This window comes from Vibrio variabilis (assembly GCF_003263785.1).
Taxonomy (GTDB): Bacteria; Pseudomonadota; Gammaproteobacteria; order Enterobacterales; family Vibrionaceae; genus Vibrio; species Vibrio variabilis.
On the sequence record NZ_JYJK01000092.1, the window covers coordinates 24,555 to 51,311 of the forward strand.

Annotated in this window: 19 protein-coding genes and 5 pseudogenes; 19 read left to right on the forward strand and 5 right to left on the reverse strand. The window is 46.5% G+C overall.

The genetic code is table 11. The annotated features are described in order from the left end of the window. Positions 1–134: 134 nt before the first annotated feature. The 5 genes and pseudogenes from TZ48_RS16945 (at position 135) to dgcA (ending at position 4,722) form a co-directional block, all read left to right on the forward strand. Positions 135–1,208, forward strand: coding sequence for a DUF4056 domain-containing protein (locus TZ48_RS16945; protein WP_112480028.1), 1,074 nt, complete (start codon positions 135–137; stop codon positions 1,206–1,208). A gap of 3 nt (positions 1,209–1,211) precedes the next feature. After that, positions 1,212–1,586 carry a diacylglycerol kinase gene (locus tag TZ48_RS16950; RefSeq protein WP_112480029.1) on the forward strand — a complete coding sequence of 125 codons (375 nt, stop codon included), beginning with the start codon at positions 1,212–1,214 and terminating at the stop codon, positions 1,584–1,586. 131 nt (positions 1,587–1,717) lie between these two features. Continuing rightward, a pseudogene (locus tag TZ48_RS16955) lies at positions 1,718–2,612 on the forward strand (LysR family transcriptional regulator). 108 nt (positions 2,613–2,720) lie between these two features. After that, positions 2,721–3,726, forward strand: a pseudogene (gene dgcN / locus TZ48_RS16960) (N-acetyltransferase DgcN). Positions 3,727–3,757: 31 nt separating this feature from the next. Next, positions 3,758–4,722 (forward strand): annotated as a pseudogene (gene dgcA / locus TZ48_RS16965) (N-acetyl-D-Glu racemase DgcA). Between the two features lie 72 nt (positions 4,723–4,794). Here the strand turns inward: dgcA and TZ48_RS16970 are convergent. Continuing rightward, positions 4,795–6,176 (reverse strand): annotated as a pseudogene (locus TZ48_RS16970) (MATE family efflux transporter). 269 nt (positions 6,177–6,445) lie between these two features. Between TZ48_RS16970 and TZ48_RS16975 the strand changes: the two are divergent. Beyond that, positions 6,446–7,861 (forward strand): DEAD/DEAH box helicase, encoded by a 1,416-nt coding sequence (locus TZ48_RS16975; protein ID WP_112480030.1) that lies wholly within the window; start codon positions 6,446–6,448, stop codon positions 7,859–7,861. A 93-nt stretch (positions 7,862–7,954) separates the two neighbouring features. Here TZ48_RS16975 and TZ48_RS16980 read toward each other — a convergent pair whose 3' ends face one another. The 3 genes from TZ48_RS16980 to TZ48_RS16990 form a co-directional block, all read right to left on the reverse strand. Further along, complete coding sequence (locus TZ48_RS16980; protein WP_112480031.1) at positions 7,955–8,590, reverse strand: murein L,D-transpeptidase catalytic domain family protein; 636 nt, start codon at positions 8,588–8,590, stop codon at positions 7,955–7,957. A gap of 285 nt (positions 8,591–8,875) precedes the next feature. Next, complete coding sequence (locus TZ48_RS16985; RefSeq protein WP_162674633.1) at positions 8,876–10,633, reverse strand: putative bifunctional diguanylate cyclase/phosphodiesterase; 1,758 nt, start codon at positions 10,631–10,633, stop codon at positions 8,876–8,878. A 124-nt stretch (positions 10,634–10,757) separates the two neighbouring features. Further along, entirely contained in the window at positions 10,758–11,057 is a 300-nt protein-coding gene (locus TZ48_RS16990) for a hypothetical protein (RefSeq protein ID WP_239670935.1), read from the reverse strand. Positions 11,058–11,408: 351 nt separating this feature from the next. Here TZ48_RS16990 and TZ48_RS16995 point away from each other — a divergent pair, with 351 nt between their 5' ends. After that, positions 11,409–12,695, forward strand: a complete 1,287-nt coding sequence (locus TZ48_RS16995; protein ID WP_112480034.1) for a DEAD/DEAH box helicase — start codon at positions 11,409–11,411, stop codon at positions 12,693–12,695. A gap of 85 nt (positions 12,696–12,780) precedes the next feature. Here TZ48_RS16995 and TZ48_RS17000 read toward each other — a convergent pair whose 3' ends face one another. Then, on the reverse strand, positions 12,781–14,913 hold the full coding sequence (locus tag TZ48_RS17000; RefSeq protein WP_239670936.1) for a TonB-dependent receptor: 2,133 nt from the start codon (positions 14,911–14,913) through the stop codon (positions 12,781–12,783). A gap of 263 nt (positions 14,914–15,176) precedes the next feature. Between TZ48_RS17000 and TZ48_RS17005 the strand changes: the two genes are divergently transcribed. From TZ48_RS17005 to TZ48_RS17060, 12 genes and pseudogenes are all read left to right on the forward strand, one after another. Further along, positions 15,177–16,022, forward strand: a complete 846-nt coding sequence (locus TZ48_RS17005; protein ID WP_112480035.1) for an ABC transporter substrate-binding protein — start codon at positions 15,177–15,179, stop codon at positions 16,020–16,022. Then, positions 16,007–17,002, forward strand: a complete 996-nt coding sequence (locus TZ48_RS17010) for a FecCD family ABC transporter permease (RefSeq protein WP_112480036.1) — start codon at positions 16,007–16,009, stop codon at positions 17,000–17,002. Before TZ48_RS17005 ends, TZ48_RS17010 begins: the two co-directional genes overlap by 16 nt. A 2-nt stretch (positions 17,003–17,004) precedes the next feature. Beyond that, positions 17,005–17,970: a FecCD family ABC transporter permease gene (locus TZ48_RS17015; protein WP_112480037.1), complete on the forward strand. Its 966-nt coding sequence runs from the start codon at positions 17,005–17,007 to the stop codon at positions 17,968–17,970. Then, on the forward strand, positions 17,970–18,809 hold the full coding sequence (locus TZ48_RS17020) for an ABC transporter ATP-binding protein (protein ID WP_112480038.1): 840 nt from the start codon (positions 17,970–17,972) through the stop codon (positions 18,807–18,809). Before TZ48_RS17015 ends, TZ48_RS17020 begins: the two co-directional genes overlap by 1 nt. Before the next feature lies 1 nt (position 18,810). Continuing rightward, a complete protein-coding gene (locus TZ48_RS17025) occupies positions 18,811–19,725 on the forward strand; it encodes a (2Fe-2S)-binding protein (RefSeq protein WP_112480039.1) in 915 nt (304 codons plus the stop codon). An 84-nt stretch (positions 19,726–19,809) separates the two neighbouring features. Next, entirely contained in the window at positions 19,810–20,658 is an 849-nt protein-coding gene (locus tag TZ48_RS17030; RefSeq protein WP_112480040.1) for a substrate-binding domain-containing protein, read from the forward strand. A 78-nt stretch (positions 20,659–20,736) separates the two neighbouring features. Next, on the forward strand, positions 20,737–21,690 hold the full coding sequence (locus TZ48_RS17035) for a hypothetical protein (RefSeq protein ID WP_162674635.1): 954 nt from the start codon (positions 20,737–20,739) through the stop codon (positions 21,688–21,690). A 104-nt stretch (positions 21,691–21,794) separates the two neighbouring features. Continuing rightward, positions 21,795–22,796: a 5'/3'-nucleotidase SurE gene (locus TZ48_RS17040; protein ID WP_112480042.1), complete on the forward strand. Its 1,002-nt coding sequence runs from the start codon at positions 21,795–21,797 to the stop codon at positions 22,794–22,796. A gap of 9 nt (positions 22,797–22,805) precedes the next feature. Then, the gene (locus TZ48_RS17045) at positions 22,806–23,441 is read left to right on the forward strand and encodes a hypothetical protein (RefSeq protein WP_112480043.1); all 636 of its coding nucleotides are present in this window, start codon (positions 22,806–22,808) and stop codon (positions 23,439–23,441) included. Positions 23,442–23,634: 193 nt separating this feature from the next. Further along, positions 23,635–24,980: pseudogene (locus tag TZ48_RS17050) on the forward strand (MATE family efflux transporter). A gap of 158 nt (positions 24,981–25,138) precedes the next feature. Continuing rightward, positions 25,139–25,894, forward strand: coding sequence for an ATP-binding cassette domain-containing protein (locus TZ48_RS17055; RefSeq protein ID WP_112480044.1), 756 nt, complete (start codon positions 25,139–25,141; stop codon positions 25,892–25,894). Next, positions 25,894–26,748 carry an ABC transporter ATP-binding protein gene (locus TZ48_RS17060; RefSeq protein ID WP_112480045.1) on the forward strand — a complete coding sequence of 285 codons (855 nt, stop codon included), beginning with the start codon at positions 25,894–25,896 and terminating at the stop codon, positions 26,746–26,748. Before TZ48_RS17055 ends, TZ48_RS17060 begins: the two co-directional genes overlap by 1 nt. Positions 26,749–26,757 lie beyond the last annotated feature (9 nt).

A 26,757-nucleotide genomic window follows, 5' to 3' on the forward strand; every position in this document is an offset into this window, starting at 1 on the left:
AAAAAGGTAAATACTATTTATTCAAACGGTTATTATCCTCACGACAAATTATTGCATTTTTTTGACAAACCGCAGGTGCGTACACTGCACAATCTTGCGCTTTTTTTTGTTCCACTCACTGATTTGGTTCTCCTATGAAAAAAATACTATTGCTACTGAGTCTTGCTCTTACCACTGCCGCGCCAAGCTTTGCAGAATCCGAGACCGTACCAGTAGGGATCAGACCATGCTGCGCCTTTGGAACTGGCCTTAAAGCAGAGCTAGGAAGCGTCCCTGTTCCTTTCTACTCAATCAAGAACGTTCTTAATACTGAAGATGTCGACGCGCACGTATTCAATGATGGCTCAGCCAGTGTTGTCGGCAGCCTATTTGGCGCATCAGACGAAGTGAATGGACTCATTTTCACCAATAAAGGCGGCTTTATCGATACCGCGCACGTTCGAGATACCGCCGATTTTGCCTTCTATTTATATCGCTCTCTTAAGCAGCGCGACAGCGACAACTATCAAGTGAACCTGACACCAGAACTGCGTGACCGTCGCATCGTATTTAACAACCTAGACCAGCTAGACACAAAACAACACGATGAAGCTAAGCTAGCAGCACTACTCGCGTTTCGTCTCGCTCAATGGCACGAAATTGCTCAGTGGTACGGTCTAGTTTCTGTTGGTGGCTTTAAAGAGTATCCATCGGCGTTTTCGCCAGAAGATCTCTACTCGAACATGCTCGGTGCACTCATCGCCTATGAGATTTTGCGAGTTAACCCAGACATTACTCAAGATGCGTTCGTCGTTCTGATGCCAGAGTATTTCCGTAGGCACCTGAAGATGCTTGACGCTCAAGATGAAGACACCAGTATCGAAAAGCTTAAAGAGATCGATGGCATTTGGTGGGACAGCAGCAAACGTCTACCAAACAAATGGGTAGTGAAAACGCGTGATTATCACTTTAGTTTGGATTTAATTCCTAATGTGGTTTCTAACGGCACACCGTTGAGCTTATCTGAGTTTGCTGAGCTTGAGCAGTATGGGCAATTGCAATTGGTAAAAGCTGACAATATTCAATCGTTTGATATACTTCCGTCCTCATTAAAAGACAAAACAGTGTGGACTCACGAAGAGTTCCAGGCGATTGGCGACATTTCCAAGGCAGTTGATGATAAGCACGAAAACAGTCGCAACGACGCACTTACTTTAAAGTTGAACTAAACCATGACTGAGATTCAAAAAAATACTGGCATAAAGCGCGTTATTTACGCCGCTCGCTACTCTTGGTACGGCCTCATTGCGGCTTGGAAAAACGAAGCGGCATTTCGTCAAGAATGTGCAGCGCTGATCTTTGCCGTCATCATCGCAGCTATACTTGATGTTTCTTTATTCGCTAAAGCCGCCCTCGTGGGCAGTGTTATCTTTGTCATGATTGTTGAACTGATGAACTCTGCTGTGGAAGCCGTGGTAGACCGTATTGGTCTTGAGCGTCACGAACTGTCGGGACGTGCAAAAGACCTCGGCTCAGCGGCAGTATTTCTGGCCATCGGTCTTGCTATGATGGTATGGGGCTCCATTCTTTGGGTTCATTTCAGTTAGCGCCAACTTGCTAATAGTGAAAGCCATTAGACAGAAAAAGAGATAGGCTTGATCAACTGCGATCAAGCCTTTTTTCGTTTTGTTGTTTGTTTTACAGTGACGGTTGATGAGTTAGCGCTATTGGAGTCACTGTGAATCTTCGACAATTGGAAGTCTTCTACGCCATCATGCAAGCCGGAACGGTATCGGGAGCTGCGAGAAATCTGCATGTTTCCCAGCCCAATGTAACGCGCGTATTGGCTCACACCGAACAGCCAACTTGGCTTTTCACTGTTTGAACGCATTAAAGGACGACTCGTTCCGACACAAGAAGCGCAGACTCTGCTTCCTGAAGTGGAAAAAATCTATCGCCAGCTTGGTCACTTCCAAACCTTAACCAACAAAGTCAAAGCGGGGCATCAACATATCCGTATTGGTGCGCCTCCCGTGCTAGCTACTAAGCTGCTCACCCCTTTAGTGTCTGAATTTGCCAAGGAAAACGCGTGTTCTATTGATCTTACCACCGGGAATCACGCCGAACTATGTCAGGCGCTGCTAGATAATGAACTTGATCTTGCTATCACGTTTGGCCGCGAGACTCCTGCGGGCATATCACATCGCCTTTTACTGCAGCAATCTATGACCGTACTCCTTAGCCATGAGCATCATAAGGCGCTGAGCCCCGTGCGCTCATCACTGTCACTTTCAACATTGCTGAGCAGTGACATCGGCCTAATTGCACTTGATGAACGCGACCCACTGGGCATGCGCTTACATGATGCGATAGCCGCTCATAAGGAAGACTTCGCGCCGACCTTTCGCGTCAGAAGCTACAGTGCCGGTGCTGAGCTTGCAAAACTTGGCAGCGGCATTGCCATTGTCGATCCTTGGACAGCGCAGCAATACGCGCTTGAACCCAATTTGGCTCGTGTTACTTTAACTGACAATATTGATTGTTCCGTATCGCTTCTCACCAGTGATGTTCACCCCATGTCTATTGCCAGCAGGCAGTTCCTAGAAACGCTTTCGGATCTCACCAGCCCATAACCTAATGTTATAGGGTGCACACATTAGAGTATTCGATTGTGCTCCTCGTCCTCGTTATCTTGATACCTAAGATTTACCCATCACTTAACAAGATTCATGAGGGACGATATGAACATTGCTCAGCCTTATCTGCTTTTCCTTGGGGACGTAACCGACCCTCTCGCAGCGAAAACCGCACGCGGCATCGTTAAATGGCGACCAGACGCCTGCTTGGGTGAGTTGCGATTGACTGAGCAAACCGTATCGCTCGGACTTGAGCCATTGTCCTTGGGAGACGCCAAAGCAATGGGGGCGAAAAACGCTGGTTATTGGCACAGCGAATGCCGGTGGTGTCATCCCGCCAAGTTGGGTCGAAACGCTGGTACAAGCGGCGCATCTTGGATTTGATATCGCCTCTGGCATGCATCAACGTCTTGGTGGTATTCCCGAGCTCGCTTCACTTGCTGCCCAAAACGCCATACAACTGTTTGACGTTAGGCATTACGATGCTCAGCTTGATGTTGGCACAGGCAAAAAGCGCCAAGGAAAACGTCTATTGACCGTCGGCACAGATTGTTCAGTTGGCAAAATGTTCTCCGCTCTCGCAATTGAGAAAGCCCTTGTCGAACAAGGCAGCCAAGCACGCTTTAAAGCCACAGGTCAAACCGGCATTCTAATAGAAGGTCAGGGCATTTCGGTCGATGCTGTCGTTGCAGACTTTATTTCTGGCGCCGTTGAAAGGCTTAGCCCAAGCTTTACTGGACATGAGTGGGACATTATTGAAGGCCAAGGCTCGCTGTTTAATCCTTCTTTCGCTGGTGTAAGCTTAGGTTTACTCCATGGTGCTCAACCTGATGCGCTGGTACTGTGCCATGAAGTCGGACGCGAGCACATTCGCCATTTACCTCACGCGGCACTGCCAAGCATTGAGCAGACCATCGAGGCCAACCTAATGGCAGCGCGAGTCACCAATCCATGGGTGCAGTTTGTTGGCATTTGTCTCAATACCTCAAACATTTCTGACAAAGAAGCGAAAGCGCTGTGTCTAAAATGGAGCGAAGAGTTCGCTATGCCCGTCACCGACCCGGTTCGATTCGGTGTCGATGCAATCGCAGATCGTGTTCGCTCACTTTAACCCTGACCACAGTAAGGAAGCTCATCACATGCTGTCTATTCGCGCTCATCATCACTCTATTAAACTGGCACGACCGTTTAGCATCTCTCGCGGTACGAGAACACATGCAGAGTTAGTTCGTGTCACCGTGCGCTATAAAGACTTTGAAGCAGAAGGGGAATGTACACCTTATCCCAGGTATGGTGAGTCTGTTGATTCTGTCATCAGTCAAGTAACGGAGTTTGCTAAAACGCTGACTTTACTGACGCCAAATGAGGCAAGACTTAGCTGCAATCTTTTCCAGCCGGTGCTGCTCGTAATGCCGTGGATTGCGCATTGTGGGCTCTCGAGGCTCAACTTGCCGACAGTCACTTTCCTTCCCCACTATTTCGTATCGCTCCAAGTATAGAAACAGCAATGACGGTGTCGGTAGCAGAACTGTCCGACATGGCTGAGCAGGCGAAGGACTATGTGAGCCAAGGGGCAACACTGCTTAAAGTAAAACTTGACGATCAAGCCGTTGTAGAGAAGATCGCGGCGATCCGTGCTGTAGCGCCAAGCGCAAAGATCATCGTCGATGCAAATGAAGCTTGGGCTCAATTTGACCTTAATGCACTGTTTGCTTCACTCAAGCCGTTCAATATCACCATGATTGAACAACCCGTGCCAAGTGGCCAAGACCATCTACTCAAAGGGATGGAGCATCCTATTCCTTTGTGCGCTGATGAGAGCTGTCATACCCGAGAGCAACTTCCCGACCTGGTTGATTGTTACGAAATGATCAATATTAAACTCGATAAAACCGGCGGCCTTACCGAAGCACTGGCGCTAGAGAAAGAGGCTCGTACCGCAGGGCTCAGTATTATGTGTGGCTGTATGCTGGGTTCATCACTGGCCATGAAAGCGGCATTACCAATAGCGACCAATGCTGAAGTGGTTGACTTAGATGGCCCGGTGCTACTTGGGAGTGATGTGGAGAAGGGTTTGACCTATGAGCAAGGTCAGTTGACATTGTAATTGGAACATATTTATAAACAAAACGGGCGCGATAAATCACTTTATCGCGCCCGTTTTCAATCAAAAAATGGTTTAAGCACCGTTTGCCAACTGCGCATCACGACGTTTTATCACTGAACGCAAGCGCAGCAGCATTAATATGGCTGCAACCGTCAACCCGCTTAAAATGCCCACCCAAAAGCCTTTTTCGCCCATAGCAGGCACTATATGATCAGTAAGCCCGAGCACCACACCGAGCGGCAGAGCTAAACCCCAATAAGAGGCAATCGCCAAAATCATCGGAACCTTAGTATCTTTATAACCACGCAGTGCACCATTTGCAGAGGTCTGCAGCGCATCACTAAATTGATACATAGCGGTGAATACTAGCAAGGTCGCCGCCGTCGCGCTCACTGCTGGGTCGGTGGTATAGAGACGAATAATCCAATCCGGGAACAGCAAGAACATCGCCACCGAGCACAGTGACAACATCGCCGCGACCACGATACCGATTTTGCTTCGCTCCACTGCGCCAACATCATCTTTTGCACCTAGAGCGTGACCAACACGGATAGTAATACCAAAAGAGATACTCATTGGAATCACATAGGTCATACTCGAAATGTTGAGCGCAATTTGTGCTGCTGCAACGTTTTCGGCACCAATACGACCAATCAAAAGTGCAATCACGGCGAAGATGCTGCCACACACTGCAATGTTCATCCCAATCGGCAAACCTAGCTTTAATAGGTTAAAGATTTCAGCAAGCCTAGGTTTTGCATCGCTAAAGCGAATGATGGTTTTGAAATGGTGATGACCGCGAATGTATGAGTACAGCAGCGCTGACATCAACCAATACACCAAACTGGTCGCCCAGCCACAGCCCACAGCGCCCAGCTCAGGAAAGCCGAACTTACCGTAAATAAGCACATAGTTGACCGGTATGTTCACCAAAAGGCCTATCACGGAAATGATCATTGGCGCCTTGGTGTTGTTCATACCTTCACAAAAGCCATTTAAGGTATAAAACAGCGCAATCCCCGGTACGCCAAACGCTAATGCGTAAGCGTAATCACTCGCAATAGGATGATTTCCGATGCTACACCGATCCATTCTAGGATCGGCTTTGCACTGACCAAATAGGCAATCAACAACGCACTAGAAGTGAGTGCTAGCCACACCATTTGGAAGAACTCGATAGAGATACTATCGAAATCACGAGCACCGCGATGGAACGCCACCACTGGCGTTAAAGCCATTATAACGCCGCGTAGCAGAAGCAGTACCGGGATCCACAGGCTTGCTCCCAGCGCAATCGCGGCAAGATCTGCAGCACTGACTTGACCAGCCATAGTGGTATCAACAAAACCCATTGCCTGAGTAGCAAGCTGAGTAAGAATAATAGGAACCGACAGGTTCATGAGCGCACCCGATTCACGGGTAAAGCGATTTAAAGGACGGATTGTCGTTTGCATGGGAAAGTTCTAACACCAATATAAATGCACCAATGGAGGCAGGATGGCGAGTGTGCATTTTAGGGTGTGCCTGTCTAAGGCGGCGACAATATAAACACCTTAGCAGGTAAATTCAATACTGCTTTAGGCCTAAATCGCTGAAATAATGCAACCAAAATTGTATTGAACTTCATCACAAAACCACGCAGAATAGCGCGCCTTGCCCTATCCTTGGGTTTACGGCACGTCACGGCAATCTGCCCTCCTCTTTTCTTAAACTGAGTATCACTATGAGTTTTGAATCTTTAGGTCTTTCCCAACCTATTCTACGCGCGATTAAAGAATTAGGTTACGAGAAAGCATCGCCCATTCAAGAGCAAGCTATTCCTGCCGTTATTGAAGGCAGAGATGTTATGGCCGCCGCTCAAACGGGCACAGGCAAAACCGCAGGCTTTGCTCTACCACTGATTCAAAATCTCGATAATGGTACTCGCGTCAAGAGTAACCACATTCGAGCGCTGATTTTAACGCCAACCCGCGAGCTGGCGGCACAGGTTCACGAGAGCGTGTTCAAATACAGCGTTCATCTACCACTGACTTCTCAGTGTGTATACGGTGGCGTAAAAATTAACCCACAGATGATGAAGCTCCGCAAAGGTTGCGATGTCATGGTAGCGACACCAGGTCGCCTGTTGGATTTGTATCAGCAAAACGCCATCAAATTTTCTCAACTGGAAGTACTGGTGCTCGATGAAGCCGATAGAATGCTGGACATGGGCTTTTATCGTGACATCAAAAAGATTCTCGACCTGCTGCCTGAAAAGCGTCAGAATCTACTGTTTTCAGCCACTTTCTCAAATGAGATCCGTGACCTAGCCAAAGGCCTTGTTAACGATCCGGTAGAAGTATCAGTGACGCCACCAAACTCAACCACAGCATTAGTTGAGCAAAGCATTTACCTTGCTGACAAAAAGCAAAAGCCGGCTATGCTTGCCAAGCTTATTCACGATGGTAACTGGAAGCAGGTGCTGGTATTTAGCCGAACTAAGCATGGTGCCAACCGTCTTGCACGTTATTTAGAAGGCCAAAACATTACGGCGTTGGCGATACACGGTAACAAGAGCCAAAGTGCTCGCACGACCGCGCTGGCTAACTTTAAAAGTGGTGAAGTCCGCGTATTAGTCGCGACCGATATCGCCGCACGCGGTTTGGACATCCCTCAATTGCCACAAGTAGTCAACTTTGACTTGCCAAATGTCTCTGAAGACTACGTGCACCGTATCGGCCGCACGGGTCGCGCGGGTGAAACAGGTAATGCTTACTCACTGGTTTGTGCTGACGAAGCAAAAGAGCTGTTTTCTATCGAGCGCTTGATTGGTAAATTGCTGCCAAGGCATGAGCTTGAGGGCTTCAAACCCGTTCATGAACTGCCGGAATCAAAACTCGATACTCGCCCAATCAAAGCGAAAAAGCCTAAGAAGCCGAAGAAACCAAAGCCGCAGCAAGCACAGGGTCAGCAAAAACAGAGTCAGCAAAAGCAGAACAACGGTGCAGCTTCAAAGGAAAATAAAGGTTCAGACAAGCCGCGCAAGCCGAGAAAGTTCAATTTCAAGTGCAAACCAAATAGTGGTGGTGAACAAGCAGCGAACAAGTCTCGCAAACCAAGACCCAATCGCTCTCGCCCTAATAAAGCGAAACCAAGTTAATTCGCAAAATACAAAAAAGGCTCACAAAAATATGTGAGCCTTTTTTGTTAGTAATCAATAAATTAAGCCATTCAACCTAATCTATTTATCCTATTAAGCACTCGCGTAAATAACGCTTCCGCCTTTAATCGTGTCGATGATTTGTCGAGACAAATGCTCTGGCAATGCTGGGCAACCCCAACTGCGTCCTAGATAGCCGTTTTGTTTGAGAAACGACTCATTGGCGTAATCTGCGCCATGGACAACGATGTAGCGCTCGCGAGCATTATCATTCACGCCTTTGGTCAATCCATCCAAGCGTAAAGAGTAGCCGTTCGAGCCGTAGTAAGTCGAATCGGTTAAAAAGGTGCCTAAGGATGTCTTGCGAGAATTAATAATATTTGAAAACTTAGTCGCTGTTTTCTTACCGCTATTGACGCCATGAGAGACATAAGTGTTAAACACTAACGATTTCTTATCCATATCAATGACAAAAAAGCGTTTTTCCGTCGATGGTTTTGAATAATCGATGATGGTCAACAACGACTTACTGCGGTTGGTGGTGTTCTCATAAGCAAGGTACGCATCCTTAAATAATTGAAAATCGACCACTCCGTCGAGTTGTGCACTGCTATATATACGTTTAATCGTACCTGATTCTAGTTTTACTTCGCTACGTGCGTTGTGGGAAAACAGTACAACGGCCGTCAATGCCAACACCCACAACGGCGAAAAAATACTTTTTACCATTATTACAACAAGTTAAGCTAAGTTTAATTAATTTACTGGACGTCACTGTCCCTAATAAGCTGCCAATAATAGCCTAACTTTTCGGCGAATAGAATCGTATTTACCGATTTTTACATCATTATTTGAATGCGATCGTGAAATATATACACTCTCGAAAACCAATGCTTTTAACATCAATAAGTTGCCACAACCAAATAAACAACTTTGCTTAGTGAAATCGGTTAAGTATTCACTCAGTTTCATTTTTCTTACTATCTAATAAACGCCAAAAACCATAAAAAGCATTTAATGTCGAGTCTTCAATAACTTTTGTAACTCACTCAATGGCATAGGTTTATAGTGCAGAAAGCCTTGCGACACATCACAGCGATTTTTCTTAAGCCATTCAAATTGCTCATTATTTTCAACACCTTCAGCCACGCATCGGCAGCCTAAGGAGTTTGAGAGCTGAATCAGAGCATGATAAATATCCTGCGAACGCTGACTTTGCAGCAAATTATCGGCAAAGGTTTTGTCTATTTTAATCTCATCTATTGGGAAATCAGTAAGATAGCTCATTGAAGAAAAGCCTGTCCCAAAATCATCTAATGAAATACTAACACCGATATCTTTTAACTTCAGTAACTTATTTAATGTTTCCTCTCTATCCTCAACTAATAATGTTTCCGTGATCTCCAGTGTTATATATTGCGGGTGACTATTTTTTATCAACTCAGTCAATGAGTTAAAAAACGTTGCGCTGGAAAAATCCGCTGGCGAGATATTAATTGAGCATGGGATCATCTTTAGTCCACCTTGTGATAAGGTGTCTAAAGATTGTGTCACGTTTTCTATTACCCAACGGGTAAAATGGTGAATCATCCCACTGCGCTCGGCGATAGGAATAAATTCTGCCGGTGAAAGTTGCCCAAACTCCTTATTCGTCCAACGCATGAGTGCCTCAACACTCACTACTTCTCCAGTACTCATCGAGATCTGCGGCATAAAGTATAGCTCTAGTTCCTGATTCTGGAGTGCCGTATAAAGCTGCTTCTTGATGCGAAACTCGCGGCTAAACTTGCTCAATAGCTCAGGATCACAGTACTCAAATGTCCCTTTACCCACGGTTTTTGCTTTGTACATCGCGGCATCCGCGTGTTTGAGTAAACTATTTAACTCTTGACCATCTTCTGGGTAGTTCACGATACCGACAGAAATGGAAGTCGCAATGGCATTTCGATCAAGCTGAAAAGGACGCTTAACCACATCGATCACTTGCTGCGCTTTGCTTTGAGTCAGACTGGTATCAGCATCGATTAAAAACAAAATAAATTCATCACCACCAATACGAAACAAGCGGTCACTTCGACGAGTAATTCCATTAATTCGCCGCGTGAGGTACTTAAGAATTTTGTCTCCCGCATCGTGGCCATAGGTATCATTGATAAGCTTAAAACCATCAATATCAATAAACAGCAGTGCAAAGCTACTTGGAGTGCCTTTACTTCGACTGTTTTGAATCAGCTGACTTGAGAACTTTCGCATCGCTAGGCGGTTGCCACAACCCGTTAATGTGTCGTAATACGCAAGTTTCTCAATACGCTTTTCTCGGCGTCTGGATTCTGTAATATCTTGAAAGACAACAATATAATTACTCGGATTATCCGCATGCTTCGGATATGCACTGATGTTTACCCATTGAAGATAGCGCACCCTTTCTTTTGACATCGAATGGATCTCGCCTTCCCAGTAGTGATCCCGAGCAAGATGTTTGAGCTGTTCTCGACCAAAATAGCTTTTTTCATCAGAGTCAAAAAACAGGCTCACATGCTGGCCTATGACCTCTGCAGATTGGTAGCCGGAAATGTCGCTAAACGCTCGATTCACAAAGGTGATAACGTGTTGATTATCGGTGATGATGATGGCCTGATTTCCCTCACTAAAAACCTGCATCGCAAGATCAATGTCACGACGATTAGCGATGGTTTGGGTTTCATCGGAAACAATAAAGCCGCTGCCATACAGCTCGCCTTCCACGGTTAATGGGAAGCGGCAAACCCGCACATTCCCCGAGCCACTAAGCCTTTTGCCAAATTGTAGCTAGAGCTTGGCGTTCGCAAATCAAAATTTCGTACCCCAAAGCCATCCGATTTTTTAACCGAGACACTGTAATCTCGAACAAACTTTTCTATCGGGCAGGTAAGGAGGAAAGGAGCTGCTCAAAGGCGACATCGCTAGAAAGTGCGAACAAACTAGCAAGGTGATCCGAGTACCACACCAGTTCGCCACTTTTATCCATCACGATAAGGCCATCGCTACAGTGATTGAGCAAAGGTTGAACGATGTCATCAAGATATGCCGGACATCGTCGTTGCGACGTGCTATTCAAGTTCGCCTGAGCTTTGTGACTCTCACCCCTGCTATCCAAATGCTGCTCTAGCTGCTGCTTTAGATGGAGCGAGTGCCCATTGTGAATAACTTTCATCACTGACATCCCCTATCCGATGATAAAACTCTTGTATCTATAGATAGTTAACAAAGACGAGCTTAGTTATCTGTGACATCTTGACTAGACACTATTCGAGTTCACTTTCGAATCAGTATAGGAGCCTTGTTGTAAGAGCCCAGCTGAGACTAATACTCAAGGTTTAAAGTAGCAAAATTGAGACATACCCTTAGGTATTAGCAAGGCTCATTCCCTCGATCATGAAAAGATCCGAAATTAGTCGCCACATAGTAAGAGATTTCCCTTATAATCAGCGGCCATCTTGACCATGACGCTCTAAACTTACTTTGTTGTGGTCAAGAGAACACGGTCATCTGCTTTTAGGAACATAGAATGTCATTTTCATCACAAGGTTTTTCACCAGAGTTAGCACAAGCCCTCACTGAGTGCGGCTATGAAAAACTCACCCCTGTTCAGCAACAGGCGATCCCTCATGCACGTCGCGGACACGATATCCTTGCTCATGCACAAACGGGAACGGGTAAAACGGCTGCATTCTCTTTGCCAATCATCCAACAATTGCTGGATACACCAAAGCAAGCTGGCCGTGCAACGACTCGAGCACTGATTCTGGCGCCAACACGCGAGCTCGTCGATCAGATTGCGAACAACATTGCGGACTACACTAAGTATGTCGACCTTACGGTCACGGCTGTTTACGGCGGTGCGAAAATGTCCTCTCAAGAGCGTAAACTTGAGAATGGTACTGATGTATTGGTCGCAACACCTGGCCGCCTAATTGAGCACATTGAACTGGGTAATCTCAACCTCGCAAACCTTGAATTCCTGGTTTTCGATGAAGCTGACCGCATGTTAGACATGGGCTTTATTAGCGCTATTCGTACTATCATGAGTGGTGTGTCTGGTCACCCACAAACCATGCTGTTCTCTGCGACTTCTTCAGCGCAAATGAACGCGTTGGCACAAGATCTTCTTCGTAAACCGAAACGCGTTATTGTTAACGAAGAAAACTCAACGGCCGCGACGGTTTTCCACGTGGTTTATCCTGTTGATGAAGAGCGCAAACTAGAGCTACTGTCTGAGCTTATTGGCCGTAAAAACTGGCAGCAAGTTTTGGTATTTGTAAACTACAAAGAAACCGCAAACGAAGTCGTTAAAGAGCTTAAGCTTGATGGCATCAAGGCGGTTCTTTGCCACGGCGATAAGGCACAAAGCTCACGCCGCCGCGCACTCGAAGAGTTTAAGTCGGGCAAAGCCCGTGTCATGGTCGCGACAGAAGTGGCAGCGCGCGGTCTTGATATCCAAGGTCTACCGCACGTTGTGAACTACGACATGCCATTCCTTGCAGAAGATTACGTCCACCGCATTGGTCGTACCGGTCGTGCTGGACAACAAGGCCATGCTGTTTCTTTTGTAAGTCGCGACGAAGAGTTGACGCTGGTACAAGTTGAAAACCTTATCCAGCAGCGTATTAAGCGCATCCAACTTGCCGGCTACGAGCCAAAAAGCCGTGATGCCCTGCTGACTAAGATGCACAGCAAACCGGCTTATAAAGATCGCCAAGGTCGTAAGAACAACCCTCAACAAGAGCAAAGCTCTGCCGAGCGTCGTCTTAAGATGATGCGTGCAATCCGCAATAAGTCAAAAGGCGGAAAATAACTGCTGAGCTTTCATATAAAACAAAGGCGCTGATATCGGCGCCTTTGTTATATTAGTTCTTCGTTATGTTAGATAGCTTAGCTAGCTAGTATTTCACTTCATAGCCTAGGTAAATACGACGACCTGGCGCGAAGTAGTAACGAGAGTTGTTACGCTCTGCTTGTGCGTATGGCGTCATGTACTTGTCGTTAAGAAGGTTTTCTAAAGCCACGTTGATCGTACCAACTGGCAGGTCATAGTACGCGCCCATGTTCATTAGGAAGAAGCTTTGTACTGCATAACCTGCGCCATCAGTGATCTCATCCGACTTATCACGTGCCCCTGAGTACAACATGTTTAAGTTATAGCGGCCGTAATCTTGCGTGTCGTAAATGAAACTAGAGGTTACTTTAATCGGTGCGATGCGAGTACCGTCGAGCGGCTGCCAGTAGTTGTCACCATCAAGTTTACGTTCACCCTCTTGCCAAGAGACGGTGTTGTCATTACGAAGGTTCGGTAAGATGTCAAAGCCTAGGGTCGCCTCCACACCCCAAACGCGTTCAGGTGCACGTGTGCTTTCCAAACGATTGTTTGTTTCATCATAGTTAAGTGTTGAACCTAGATCTGATGAGCTGTAGAACCCGGCTAGCGAGTAATCGGCAAGACCCACTACACCACGGAAACCCACCTCGTAGTTGTCCGTTTTAATCGGTTGAATTGCACCTTCAACATTATCACTGTCGCCCGCACGGATAGCACGCAGCGCTTCATTGGTCGACATGCCCTGTGCAAAAGATGCAAACACTTGATGGTTGTCTGTTAGATAGTGAGTCGCACCTACGTTAATTAGGAACTCACTAATGTCAGGGTTGCCGCCTTTCACCGCTTTGCCAGCATTGTTATGCGTGTTACCTACGATAAAGTCATCGACGCCCAGACGTACATACTCATAACGTACACCATAAGATAGCGTGGTGTTGTCAGTTACCTGGCTAGCAAACTGGCTAAATGGTGCAATAGCAAACTGTTCAACATCCGGTGTATTATTGTAGTAACCAACGCTGTTTGGTTGTTTGAAGCTCTGCTGCTCAACATCCATACCCCATGTAATATCTGCCCAGCTCACCATGCTTGAGATGTTCAGTTTCATACCATAGCGGTCAAAATCCGTGGAGTTATGTCCGTAGAGGGTTTGACCTTGAGTTGGAGAACCCGGCAGTTTGTCTTTCATGCCAAACGTATAGGTTTCAGTATCTTGAGTCATTAAGTAACCCGTTACATCCAACATACCCCAAGCAAAACCAATGTCTTGGTAGCGAAGCTGGTAGTTAGAGAAGGTACGCTTAACGTTATTCGGCCCAACCGTTGTTTTGCCCACTACGTTATTTCCGTATCCCGCACCACAGTGAACCGCTTCCGCTGGCTTACCTTCCACGCCATTACCACCAGTCGCACACCAACCGTCATTGTCTTCAAGGTGTCGAACACCAAAGTTAAACGTTAACGAACGTTCTGCATCAAAATCACGGTTCCAAACACCGTTTATATTGATGTTATCCATATCGTCAGCATTGTTGATTGACGGTAGGCGATGACCACTTGCATCATAGCTACCGCCACGCTGGTCATAACCCAAGCCAATACGCCACTGGTCAGTGTCGTTACCACCTTGTGCTTCTTGGTATACATTCCAGCTTAGCGAGTCACTACCAAACTCTTGGAAGTTAGTGCCTACTTTTGTGCGGTACTGAGTTTCGCCAGCTTCTGGGCGCTTAGTAATAACGTTAATGATACCGCCTTGAGCACCCAGGCCGTAAACCGCACTACCACCACGAATCACTTCAATACGCTCAACATTTTGTGGGTCGATAGAAGACAGCTCTTGTCCAAAGTCGAGGAAACTGTTGTTTTGCGATACGCCGTCGATCATTAGTAGAACACGGCGACCACGAATTTGGTTTTGGCCTTTACTACTTAGGTTACCGTGTACTGATGTCCCCATACCCGGTACTAGCATTGACAACGCTTCATTGATGTTGCGGCTCTGATCCATCACACGGCTGAGTTGCTCTTTTTCAATAACCGTGACAGAACGAGGCACATCGCTCAGTTTCTGCTGAGAACGACTCGCGGTAACGACCATGGTTTCATCTGTGTTTGCGGTTTCTGCGGCATAAAGAGCAGGCGCAGCCAGAGCTAACACACTGCCAATAGCTAGGCTTAGGTTGGAAATTTTCAAAATACTACCTGTGATGTTTATAAAAATGCGCGACACATTCCCAGAGATTATTGCTCTCAATTGAGTCTCATTATTATTTGTCTGGGAATTAGAAGCGTGCTAGTCTAGCAGCTTCTTTATTAATGTAAATATCAATGATAATCATTCTTGTTCTGGATGTTTTTTAATCACCACCTTCGAATCATTCCTCTTCTTGTTGCGACGATTTCCGTTTCCTGTTTTGCCAATAGTGCACTCATCGATGATGGGGTAGGACTATTAATATGAGCGAAGTCAGCGAGCCACGAGTTGCAAGCATCTCTACATTTGGCGCAGAGCTGTCCTTGGCACTAGGCATTCAGCCAGTCGCTGTCTCTAGCTACCCTAAAGGCTTTCCAAGTTATCTGAGACCGCTAAAATCTGCGCGATCATTAGGTTCACGCTCTCGCACCAGCTTTGAAGCCTTGTATCACGCGAATCCAACAATCGTTCTTGGTTTAGAGCGAATGATCGCGCCCTACTATCAAAGGTATGCAGAAATCGCACCCACCTATGGTTTCGATCTCATCACATTGGAAGACAGTTTAAGAGCTGTAGAGGTCGGTGCAGCCGCTCTTGGAAAACCAGCGCAAGGGAAACAAATAAATCAGTGCTTCTTACACACACTAGAGGATATGCACCACAAGATAACAACGCATCAAAAAGGCAAACCGCTCACTGGAATGTTTCTGACCAGCGCAGGGGTAACGCCAAGAGCCTATTATTCTGATTTTATGGCTGTTTCCCTGATGGAAGCACTGGGTATCGAGGCGGCTAACGGCGCCTCCCCATATTCAGCAAAAACGCCTTTCTCAGGACAAGTTGGTTTGGAGTGGCTGATCAAACTCGACCCAGATGTCATCTTTATGTACAAAACCGCGAACCCACAATTTACCGATTCGAAAGTGTGGCAAAACCTACGAGCAGTAAGGAACCGACGCGTTTATAGCGTTGATATGACTTGGCGCGAAGCCGAAGGTCCCTACTCACGTCTTTGGGTCGCGATGGACATCGCCAATAAAACCTACCCAGAGCTGTTCACAGAACCGACTCTCGAGCGTGTAGAGGAGGCATTATGTCTCCCGAACTGAGTTTGGCCCACCACCAGAAAACCTCACGCTCAAACAACTGGAAGCTACTTATCTTTGTTGTAGGTTTTTTCTGTACGACGATGTGGTCACTAACTGATGGTATCTACCAATTTTCGGTCGCTGATGTCTGGAACTTTATTACTCAACCTAGCGAATCAAACGCATACCTAGTGTTCTGGGAACTTAGGCTGCCACGTACTTTAGTCGCTATTATCGGTGGTGCATCACTCGCAACTGCGGGTCATTTAATGCAGGACATTGTGAAGAACCCCCTCGCCTCCCCGAACCTAACGGGAGTCATGTCTGGTGCATCACTAGCAGTGTTAATTGCGATGATGTTTGAGCAGCCATTGCCAATGATTGCTTGGGGCGTCATCGGTGGATTTATGGGCGGCATCACCACACTTTCCATCAGTTGGAAGCAAGGCGTGACGCCAGCTCGCTTAGCACTGGCTGGGATATCTGTGAGTGCTTTCTGCCAAGCGGCTGTCACCTATATCTTGCTTTCTGACCGAGTAGATAGTGAGTCATTATTCTTCTGGCTTACTGGCAGTAATGCCGGTGCAAATTGGTCTGTATTGTGGCCGCTCATGATGGCCTTTGTCCCAATCTCTATTTTACTCGTTATTTGCCAACGTCAGCTTGGGTATTTACTACTTGACGATACTGTCGCGCGAAGCGTTGGCGTGGAGATTAATCGATATCGGCTTGCCTTTGGTCTGCTGGCTGTGATCCTCACGGCTGCAAGCGTAGGTGCTTTCGGCCCTGTCGGATTTGTCGGCTTAGTCGCGCCTCACATAGCACGCATGTTGAAAGGAAATATCGCCATTTCAGCACTGATTGGCGCCAGCTTACTGACCATTGCGGATTACCTGTCTCGCACTTTATTGTCCCCATTGGAAATCCCTATTGGTGTGCTCACTGCTACGATGGGTGCGCCATGGTTTTTATACCTAATCATCAACCGAGCAAGGATGTAACCATGACTCACTTTATTAAAAAGTCTGGATTGATTGTCCTACTCCTGGTGAGCGTAGCCATGATCATCACTACCCCTGATTCATACTGGCAGGCAGGTCACGAATTTTGGCAACATGGTACTTATCACCCGTTTTGGTCTATCACGGTACCACGTGTACTCCTTGCACTAATGGCTGGACTAATGCTGGCGCTGTCTGGTTATCTTTTGCAAACCACTCTGAAAAACCCACTTGCTGACAGCGGCATATTGGGTGTCAACGCTGGCGCTTCGCTCGGTGCCGTTTGTGCCTTGCTGCTACCTAGCTGGTTTGATTGGGGCATTGATACCGAAACCGCACTGATTGCATTTGCCATGTTCGGAGGTCTAGTTGCAACACTTCCGATTCTATTGGTCAGTCAGATGGCAGGGACTTCACTAACCTTGCTTACCGGTGTAGCAATCACTGCCATCATTGGCGCGATAAGCTCAGCGCTAATCTTTACCATAGGGCAAGGTAAAACCGATCTGGCGTTGCAATGGATGGCGGGTGGACTTTATGGTCGCGGCTGGGAACAGATTAGTTACCTACTACCTTGGTTTATCACCACTCTCGTTTTTGTCGCGGTTATCTTCGTTCCGTTAAAATGGGTTCGCTACGACGACAGTGTTCTTCGTGGCGTTGGCATCAAAGGGCCACAGCTAAGAATGTTGATTCTAATCGGCACTGCACTGATTACTGCACCTGCTGTTTCTGCTGTCGGTCCCGTCGGCTTTGTTGGCCTTGTCATTCCTCACATGGCAAGAATGCTGAGTGGCCATGCCCCCTTGCCCACACTGCTCACTACTATGTTTCTAGGTAGCGTTTTTCTGGCTGGCTCCGATTGGCTCGCAAGAACGTTGCTGTATCCAACTGAGATCCCTGCAGGCGTGATTACTGCTTTATGCGGCGTGCCGTTCTTCCTGTTTCTGTTAAGGAGAAACTCATAATGTCAGAGTCCCTCGTATCTAGTTCTGCACAAGAGAACTCATTGAACCAGAGCACCGCAACACTTGTAGGTAAAGCATTAATATCTGGCTATCAAAACACACTGATATTAAATGGTGTAGATATTGAGCTGAAGGAAGGCAAAGTCACCTCATTTATTGGCCCCAATGGCTGCGGAAAAAGTACGCTGATGAAAACGTTGACGGGCGCAATCAAAGCGCGCTCTGGTGACGTTTCTTTTTTGGGTAAGCCGCTAAGTGACTGGAAGCTAAAACAGCTAGCCAAACATATCGCCATTTTGCCACAGCACCCCGTAGCACCAGAGGGTGTGTTGGTCGAGCAGCTTGTCGCTCTTGGTCGTGTTGCGCACAAAAAGTGGTATCAGGGCAACAGCGAAAGAGACAAGCAAGTTGTCTCTGAATCCCTCAATTCAGTTGGACTGGCTGGCTACGAACAACGTGTGGTGAGCACATTGTCAGGTGGTGAGCGTCAGCGAGTATGGCTTGCTATGTGTCTCGCCCAAGAAGCAAAATGGCTGCTGCTCGATGAACCCACTAGCTATCTCGATCTTGGCCACCAGCTAGAGCTGCTTGAGCTACTGCGAAGACTCAATAAAGAACGCGGACTTACTATTGTGTATGTACTCCATGAACTTAGCCAAGCAGCGCAGTTCTGCGATGAGCTTGTGTTAATGCAAAAAGGTCAAATCCTCAAACAAGGTAAGCCATTAGATGTACTTACTGAAGAAACACTGAGATCGGTGTTTAAAGTAGAAGGGTCGATGCAAGTTATCGACGGAAACGTTTTTTGTTTGCCAAAAGCATTTGTAAGAGAGGGCTAAAATGAGCTCAGACGGAAATATCAGCAGCATTGATCTGAATGAGGCTATGGCCAACTTTCAAAGTACTCTAGCGCAAACTTATCCAACACTTGATGTTGAGGCACAAACACTTGAAGACATGCAGCTTGCCTTAAATCAACACGACGCATTTTTCCGCTTGGCTATAGAGTCTGCACCGGCTGGCACACCTGCGACTATATGGTTCGAAGACCAATTTGCAACGGCCATTGACGAGTTTAGTGACCTAATGCAAGCTAAAACAGCCTTTGCAGCACCAATTTGGCAAAAGACACTTAACGCCTGTCTGTTTACCTCTTTAGTAGGTTTAAGGCTGAGATTTAACTGTGTACCAGACTTAAGTTTTGGTGATTTGCACATTGAAACAAACGATGATCATCGCGTGTCTAAAATATCCATAGCAGCTAATACTCCCATTTACGCACTAACAGCACTACCTTCGGTGGCCAATGCAACGCAGTTATCCTGCCATCATGAACTCGATCGCAAACTCGCTCAGGTTATCAAACGATTAGGTGAAGCTATGCAGCCACACTTCAAATCTCAGAAGGTCGCTGCAAAGCTGTTTTGGGGCAACGCACTCTATTCATGTGGTTTGGCTTATTCAAAACTGTTCAATCAACCGATTAATACACTGTCAACCAAGGCTAACCTGATTGTTCAGAACCAATGGTTTCAATCACTAAGCGAGCAAATTCATCCCGGTGGACACGCTCTCAACGAGATCAAAAAAGTAGAGTTTAAAAGCTTCCAAAAATGGTTTGTTCGCCGTGAAACTTGCTGCTTAAAGTATAAAATTGACGGTAAAGCAAAATGTACAACATGCAATCTTATTGAGCCGCATACGCAAATCGGTTTAGTCGAGACCGCTCTTAAGCAGGCCATCTCACAAATTTAACCCACCACCAAACCTTACAACCGAGCATAGTCACTCAAGCGTAACATTTATCGCGTACGCTTCTTTGATAATCAAGGAAGAACTATGCTCAAAAACGCCCGCATTCAAACCGTGCGATGGATGGTATTCATCGCACTGTTATCGACTTGCACTTTGCTATTCATGCCATTTTCACTCGTTCCGAGTTCGGCACTCAATCTCAGTCAGCTCAGTTGTCTGGTCTCAAACGCAAGCGGAGACAAAACGTTTCGCATTTATACCCCGACTGACTGGCAAGCCAATGAGCTGATGAGTTACTTTTGTGAGTCAGTGCTTGCAGGCGATGAGTATGCACGTGTAGAGCTGTCATGGAAGCCGCGAGAGCACATCAACTCCGAGGATATTCTTTCCCAGCAATTTGATATGTTGTTTAACCGCCCAAGAGTCCTTAACGGCTTGCTTCCAGATCATCAGGCATTCTATGAACAGGCATTGATTCTGCCCGCGTACACTGTCTACCTTTATGCTCATATTCCACTTCAGAACCTGTCTTCCGCGACTTTCTATAAACGAAGCTTAGGGCTGCTAGACGATAAACGTAGCCAATCTGGATTCTTGATCCCTGAAATAGAGCTTAGAAAGAAAGGCATTACACTGGATAACAACAATACTCGTTGGTTTCATCACCGCAATGACCTAGTCAGTGCGTTCCTTTCTGGCCGTGTTGACTTTATTCCTGCCATCGGTATAGAGCCGGAACTCTCAAAGTGGCCACGTGAGAATCGGATCGAACTTAAAACTATTCCCTCAGCTGGCAGTTGGTACCTTTCAAACGCACTTCCCAAAGCTATTAAGTGCAAAACTAGCCAATCTTTACTTGCCAAAATGCAGCAATCCCCAGTCATGAACCAATTACTGGATAATGACAAGCTAAAAAGTTACCCCTGTGATTAACACTGAAAAACAATCATGATGACGTTTCTCTCTTTATCTAAAAAACGCCAAGCAATCTTGCTCTCTACCGGCTTTGGTGTGATGACTCTATTTGGTCTCACTTATATCTATGATATCGCACTAAATCTTGTTATTCGAACATTGCTCACCGAGCACCTTCCTAGTGCTCTCAATGATGCTCTGGTAAATAGCTATGATATCAATCAGCTGTTAGTGCATTCGCTGTCAACAATAAAAAGCTGGATTGAGTCAGCTCAGTTGCTTTCGCTCTTTAATCTCCCACTTATTAGCCACATTGAGGTTTTAGAGATATCTCTAACTTCAGCAAACTCGGCGGATTCAGCAGAGTTACTCTTCAAACTGGGCAATGAGCAGTACGCGATGGATTGGCGAGTAACCGCGCCAATCTCAGCTCTCTCGTTAGTACTCATGATTGTTATAAGTGTCATGAGCGCCACTTTTATGTACTGCATAGCTCAGCGAACAGCATCTGAACGAAAACCTGCGCAAGACCGCGCAACTAGCGATATAGAATCCCCGAATCAACCTAGTGTGATACCCGGAGAAAGCACCGCAACCGACAGTGAACTAAAGCCTTCTATCTCTTCATCAAAGGAGGCGTCATCGCTTACCATCAACTTAACTAAACGCACGATCACCATCGATGAACAAACCTTCGCAATGTCCAAAACACCATTCTTCTATTACTACTGGTATGTAAAGCGGAGCATCGACGATTTGCCGGCCTACATTAATCCTTCTAGTTCAAAACCTGATATTGAAAAAGGCCGAGAACTGGCGCAAATCATGCGCTGTTTTGGTGGCCATGCCAGAGCAATTAATGAACTTGAACAACACGGACTGAAAGCAAAAACGCTCGATCAAAACAGAAACAAAATTAAGGATGAAATGCTGGGGCATTTTGGGGCTCTAGCAAAACCTTATCTGTTCCATAAGAGCCGAGACCCAAAAACTGGACGCTATCAACATCAACTCGATAAGAATATTTTCTCCATAGATACAACAACTTAAATTTAGAGATATCTCTAATCACGAAGAAATCTCGTTTTAACATAACTGTCACCTATCCCTTCTAGCTTAACTATCAACTTTTCAAGCACACAAAGGGAAATACTATGAACACCAAGTTTGCTGCGTTGACATTGGCAATCGGTTTAGGGATCAGTGCTCAAGCAAACGCACTGAATATTGTTTTGACTAACGATGACAGCTGGTCAACGACCAATATTCAGACTCTTCACACAACGCTAAAAGCAGCAGGCCACGACGTCATCATGTCCGCACCATGCACTGGGCAAAGTGGTAAAGGTGGAGCTATCCACTTTATGAAAGAGGTGTCGGTTGACCGAACTCAACTCGACAAAGACCAAGTTTGTGTTGGTGATACAGATACATCCGTCGCTTTTGAAGACTACACCGAAGGCACGCCAACAATGGCGGCTTTGTATGGCATTGATGTTTATGCGATGGAGCGTTGGGGCAAACAGCCTGATCTTGTTATCTCTGGCCCAAATGAAGGCAATAACGTGGGTTACTCAACCAACATGTCGGGTACGCTAGGTGCTACTAATGCCTCTATCGCACGTGGTATCCCAGCGATTGCCGTGAGCGCTTACGATGGCGAAGCGAGCAAAGCACAAGACGTGGCGAACATCGTTGTTGAGCTTCTCGATCAGCTCGTTGAAAAGACAGCGGACGGCGCTCCTTTGTTGCCTAAGTTCACCGGCCTTAACGTTAACATTCCTGAAAATCCAGCAAACCACCTCGGATTCAAACACACTCAAGTTGGATGGAATGCAGGTCATGACAACATGATCGTCAAGTTTACCGACGATCTATCATCAAGCGACATGTTTATAGGCTACGTGGCTATCGAGTTAATGAAACATGACCCAAGCCTGTCGATGGACGAGGCTATGGCGATGGCTAGAAGCATGTACAAAGATAAAGCGGGTATCAGCATGGACTCTGACGCGAACTACGCCGATCAATCCGAAAACAGTGAAGGCATTGCTATTGGCCAAGGCTATGTCACCATCAGTGCGATTCAAGCTAACGTTCAGGGTTCGATAGCCAAGTCAGAATGGGTTCGCTACAAGCTAAACGAGCTGTTTTAAGGAGTTAGCATGAAAAAGCTATTACTACTGAGTACTGCGACCGCGGTGTTAGCAGGCTGTAATGACAGTTCAGATACGAGCTCTGCAATGAGCCAAAGTGACTTTATTTCTGCTTACCAAGGTCAATATGTTGGCAGCCAATTAATTGAGTCGGAACCCATGCATTTGGGGCTAACAGTCAACGAAGGCGCATTTTACCTAACGATCACTGATGCCAATGAGTCATCAACGGTTTATACCGGTGACTACAGTGAGCAGTCAGGAAAGCTAAGCTTCAATCAGGGTGAAATACAATGTCAGCTCAATGGTGTTTATCACTGTGAATCTGGACAAAACACTATAGAGTTACGAACTAGTGCGCCTAGCGACTGGATCGCTATAGAGGATCTAAGCGGTACCTATCGTAACTCAGAAGATGCCACGTTCAAGATTGTTCAATCTGGTGAGCAGATCTATGTCGAGCTAGCAAACTGTATGCAAGCTGGGCAAAAAATGGGGGCTAACGAGGTTAAGTTTGAAGCAGGGTTCTGTTTTGACCAAGATGTAATGGCCATGGTTGAGCCACAAACGCTTCAGACAGAGGGCGATACACTAAAAGTGACGTCAATCAACCCACTTTTGGGCGGCTACTGGTTTAAAGGTTAATTTCGCCCCTAACGTATTGAGTACCATCGCAAACACCGCCTAATGCCAACGCTTAGGCGGCATTCTGCTTGCTGATTTTTTAACCTTTCGACCAATCCCCACAATTCTTTTAATGACACCGTTCATAGAAACCACTACCATTCAATATCGCAAATCAATCTCATTATCACCGCTGTACGCTCTGTTTTCTACTATGACTATCTCTCACAAAGACTATTACAAGATTGCCCTGCCCTTCATTATCTCGACTGTCACGCAACCACTGCTTGGGGCAGTCGATACTGCTGTCATTGGCCAACTCGGCGTTGCAGAGCTTATCGCTGGGGTCGCCGTCGGTACGGTGATTATGAACACCTTGTATTGGTTGTTTGGCTTCTTTCGTGTCAGCACGACGGGTCAAAGTGCGATGGCACTGGGTAAAGGTGATCAAAACCTACTGGCAAGCAGCCTGATGAGGCCATTTGTGCTCGCAGCGTCTGTTGGACTGATATTTATCCTATTGCAATCTTTGCTGTGGCAGGGGGCTCTTTGGATCATTGAACCCGAGGCAGATGTAGCGCAACAAGCAGAAATCTACTTCTCAATTCTTATATTTGGTGCTCCCTTTGTTTTGCTCAACTACACCGTTATCGGCTGGCTGATGGGGCAAGCGAAAGCGAAAGAGACGCTCTACACCCAAGTCTTTGGCAACGTTCTGAACATCGTACTCGATGCCGTTTTTGTGCTCTACTTTGACCTTGGTGTAGCAGGGGTTGCCTATGCAAGCTTGATCTCTCAAATTGTGATGTTCGCCATTGGTATGAGCTTGGTTTTGAGAACGACTGGAATATCGTTGTCATCACTAATGACAGCTTCCAAGATGTCCAGAAGCGATCTTTCGACCATAGTTTCATCAAACACCGACCTGCTGCTGCGCACGGTGTGTTTGCTAACATTCTTCAACATGATGGCACGAACGGGCGCTCAACTTGGTACGGATACACTCGCGACCAACGCTATCTTGATGCAGATGACATTCATCGTCAGCTATCTTTTTGACGGGGTAGCAAACGCATCGAGTGTCTTTGCTGGAAAAGCTGTCGGTGAGAAAAATCCATCAAGCTAGAACGCGTTTTGATCCTCAATTTCCAATGGACAGCAGGTTTGATAGTTTTGCTCACGATCGTCCTTGCTCTATTTCAAGCGCAATGGGTTTATCTGTTCACAAACCTGGATTCGATCGTCAACTTGTACCAACAAATGACACCGTGGCTATTGGTATTCCCCCTCGTGGCAGGCTTTGGATTAACGGTTTACGGTATCTTTACTGGAACAGGAACAACAAGACCGGTAAGAGACTCAAGCATTGCGACTCTGATGGTATTTATCGCTGTTCAGGCATTGAGTGTCGATTTATGGGGTAATCACGGTCTGTGGCTCGCCTTTACGTTGTTCTACTGTGGCCGCATTGGCTTCTTGTATCCATTTATTGTCCAAGTAAAAGAGAAGTGCATTGAGTTTAGAGCTGCCTCCCAGTCATCCACAGAAGAAATGGCTTAAGTAAATTGATAAAAGCGTTCATTAAGAGCGCTTTTTAATTAAACAGTTCGCTTATTTGATGCTGAGAATAGACAAAATCAGCTTGGGATCCCACTTCTCATCGAACGGTGTCAATGTTACCATTGTTACGTTATAACATAAGTCATTAGAGCCACTCCGTGAATCCCCCAATCCTTACCGTTAATCAGCTTTCCATCCAGTTGCAAGAACGAACCTTGTTCCAAGACATTCAGTTTGAAATCGCTGCCGGCGAGATACTGGCAGTTATGGGACCTTCTGGTATTGGTAAGTCTATGCTGTCCAAAGCGATTGCTGGGTTTACTCCGGAGTCGTTGTCGGTCTCTGGCGACATCTTCTTAGCAAATGTCAGCGTATGCAATGTGCCATTAATCGAACGCCCACCAGAGCAGCGCGCTGCATTTATTTTTCAAGATGCGCTCCAAGCGCTCAATCCGCTTGTAACAGTTGAAGCTCAACTGACGCTAGCGCATACCCGTTGGCGAACCAAGCCTAAAGCAGGCGACCGAGACACCATCGTAGCCTTACTCACACGACTAGGTTTTTCTGACCCTTCAGCAATCCTCAAGCTGTTGCCAAGCCAACTTTCTGGCGGTCAAAGGCAACGAGTCTGTATTGCGATTGGTTTGCTAAGCAAAGCTTCCCTGCTGATTGCTGATGAACCAACGAGTGCACTGGATCCTGTGACTGAACAAGAAATCCTGACTTTGATTCGAGAAAGTGTGAGAGAGGCAAACATGGCTGGCATTCTCATTACACACGATCTCCATAGTGCACTTGCTTGCGACAAAATGGTGGTTATTGATGAAGGTCGCGTGATTGCTTACGGCGAGCCACGACATGCCCTAGAGTGCAGTACTCATGATTTCTGTCAATCTCTAAGAGGGCTTATGTAATGCAAGTCCATACTTTAGAGTCTACAAGCTCGTCTGAAAATACGATGACCTCAGGTATCGAGTTTAATTGCGTTAGCGTACACCACTACTCACTGCCCAAATGGCTGGGTGGCAAACCCTTTAGAGCACTAGAAAAGGTGTCACTCAAGGTTGCCGATCGCAGCGTCGCCATAGTCGGGCCTTCTGGCGCAGGTAAATCTACCATGATTGAGCTCTTGTTTGGACTGCGAGCGCCACAAGAAGGGAACATCAATGTATTGGGACACACCCTGCCAATCGCCTCGAATAAAGAGCGCCTTGAACTATGTAAGCAGATCCAACTGATTCCACAAGAGCCGCATACCAGTCTGAACCCTTATTACACCGTCGCACAAATCTTAGTTGAGCCGCTGGAAAGTCTAGGAATTAAAGGCAACCATCAACAAAAAGCAAGAAGAGCACTGGAAGAAGTGGGTCTTCGACATGAACTTTTGACTCTCACGCCAAGCCAACTTTCCACCGGTCAGGCACAGCGCGTCGCCATTGCACGAGCACTTATAGTCGAGCCCGAACTACTGGTTTCCGATGAACCAACCAGCAGCCTTGATCCTGTAAACCGCCAGCGACTTATTGACCTGCTCAACACGCTCAAGCAGCAAAGAAAATTAAAACTCATTTTAGTTACGCACGACCTAGGCGCAGCCAATGCGTTGTGTGATGACATTATGGTCTTAGACCGTGGTCAAGTAGTGGAGCATGATGACGCAAAGCGCATTATGAACACCCCTACTCACCCAACAACCAAGGCGTTAATCCACGCCCAATCGCTTTCCTCAGCGATTAATAAAAATAAACCCAACTCACAATTACTATAGAGAACACTC

Excerpts from the sequence above, each read along its gene's own strand:
- TZ48_RS16945 (WP_112480028.1), top strand. The coding sequence starts at position 135 with ATGAAAAAAATACTATTGCTACTGAGTCTTGCTCTTACCACTGCCGCG.
- TZ48_RS17015 (WP_112480037.1), top strand. The coding sequence starts at position 17,005 with ATGACTCACTTTATTAAAAAGTCTGGATTGATTGTCCTACTCCTGGTG.
- TZ48_RS17030 (WP_112480040.1), top strand. The coding sequence starts at position 19,810 with ATGCTCAAAAACGCCCGCATTCAAACCGTGCGATGGATGGTATTCATC.
- TZ48_RS17040 (WP_112480042.1), top strand. The coding sequence starts at position 21,795 with ATGAACACCAAGTTTGCTGCGTTGACATTGGCAATCGGTTTAGGGATC.
- TZ48_RS16995 (WP_112480034.1), top strand. The coding sequence starts at position 11,409 with ATGTCATTTTCATCACAAGGTTTTTCACCAGAGTTAGCACAAGCCCTC.
- TZ48_RS17025 (WP_112480039.1), top strand. The coding sequence starts at position 18,811 with ATGAGCTCAGACGGAAATATCAGCAGCATTGATCTGAATGAGGCTATG.
- TZ48_RS16975 (WP_112480030.1), top strand. The coding sequence starts at position 6,446 with ATGAGTTTTGAATCTTTAGGTCTTTCCCAACCTATTCTACGCGCGATT.
- TZ48_RS17045 (WP_112480043.1), top strand. The coding sequence starts at position 22,806 with ATGAAAAAGCTATTACTACTGAGTACTGCGACCGCGGTGTTAGCAGGC.
- TZ48_RS17020 (WP_112480038.1), top strand. The coding sequence starts at position 17,970 with ATGTCAGAGTCCCTCGTATCTAGTTCTGCACAAGAGAACTCATTGAAC.
- TZ48_RS17010 (WP_112480036.1), top strand. The coding sequence starts at position 16,007 with ATGTCTCCCGAACTGAGTTTGGCCCACCACCAGAAAACCTCACGCTCA.
- TZ48_RS17005 (WP_112480035.1), top strand. The coding sequence starts at position 15,177 with ATGAGCGAAGTCAGCGAGCCACGAGTTGCAAGCATCTCTACATTTGGC.
- TZ48_RS17060 (WP_112480045.1), top strand. The coding sequence starts at position 25,894 with ATGCAAGTCCATACTTTAGAGTCTACAAGCTCGTCTGAAAATACGATG.
- TZ48_RS16950 (WP_112480029.1), top strand. The coding sequence starts at position 1,212 with ATGACTGAGATTCAAAAAAATACTGGCATAAAGCGCGTTATTTACGCC.
- TZ48_RS16980 (WP_112480031.1), bottom strand. The coding sequence starts at position 8,590 with ATGGTAAAAAGTATTTTTTCGCCGTTGTGGGTGTTGGCATTGACGGCC.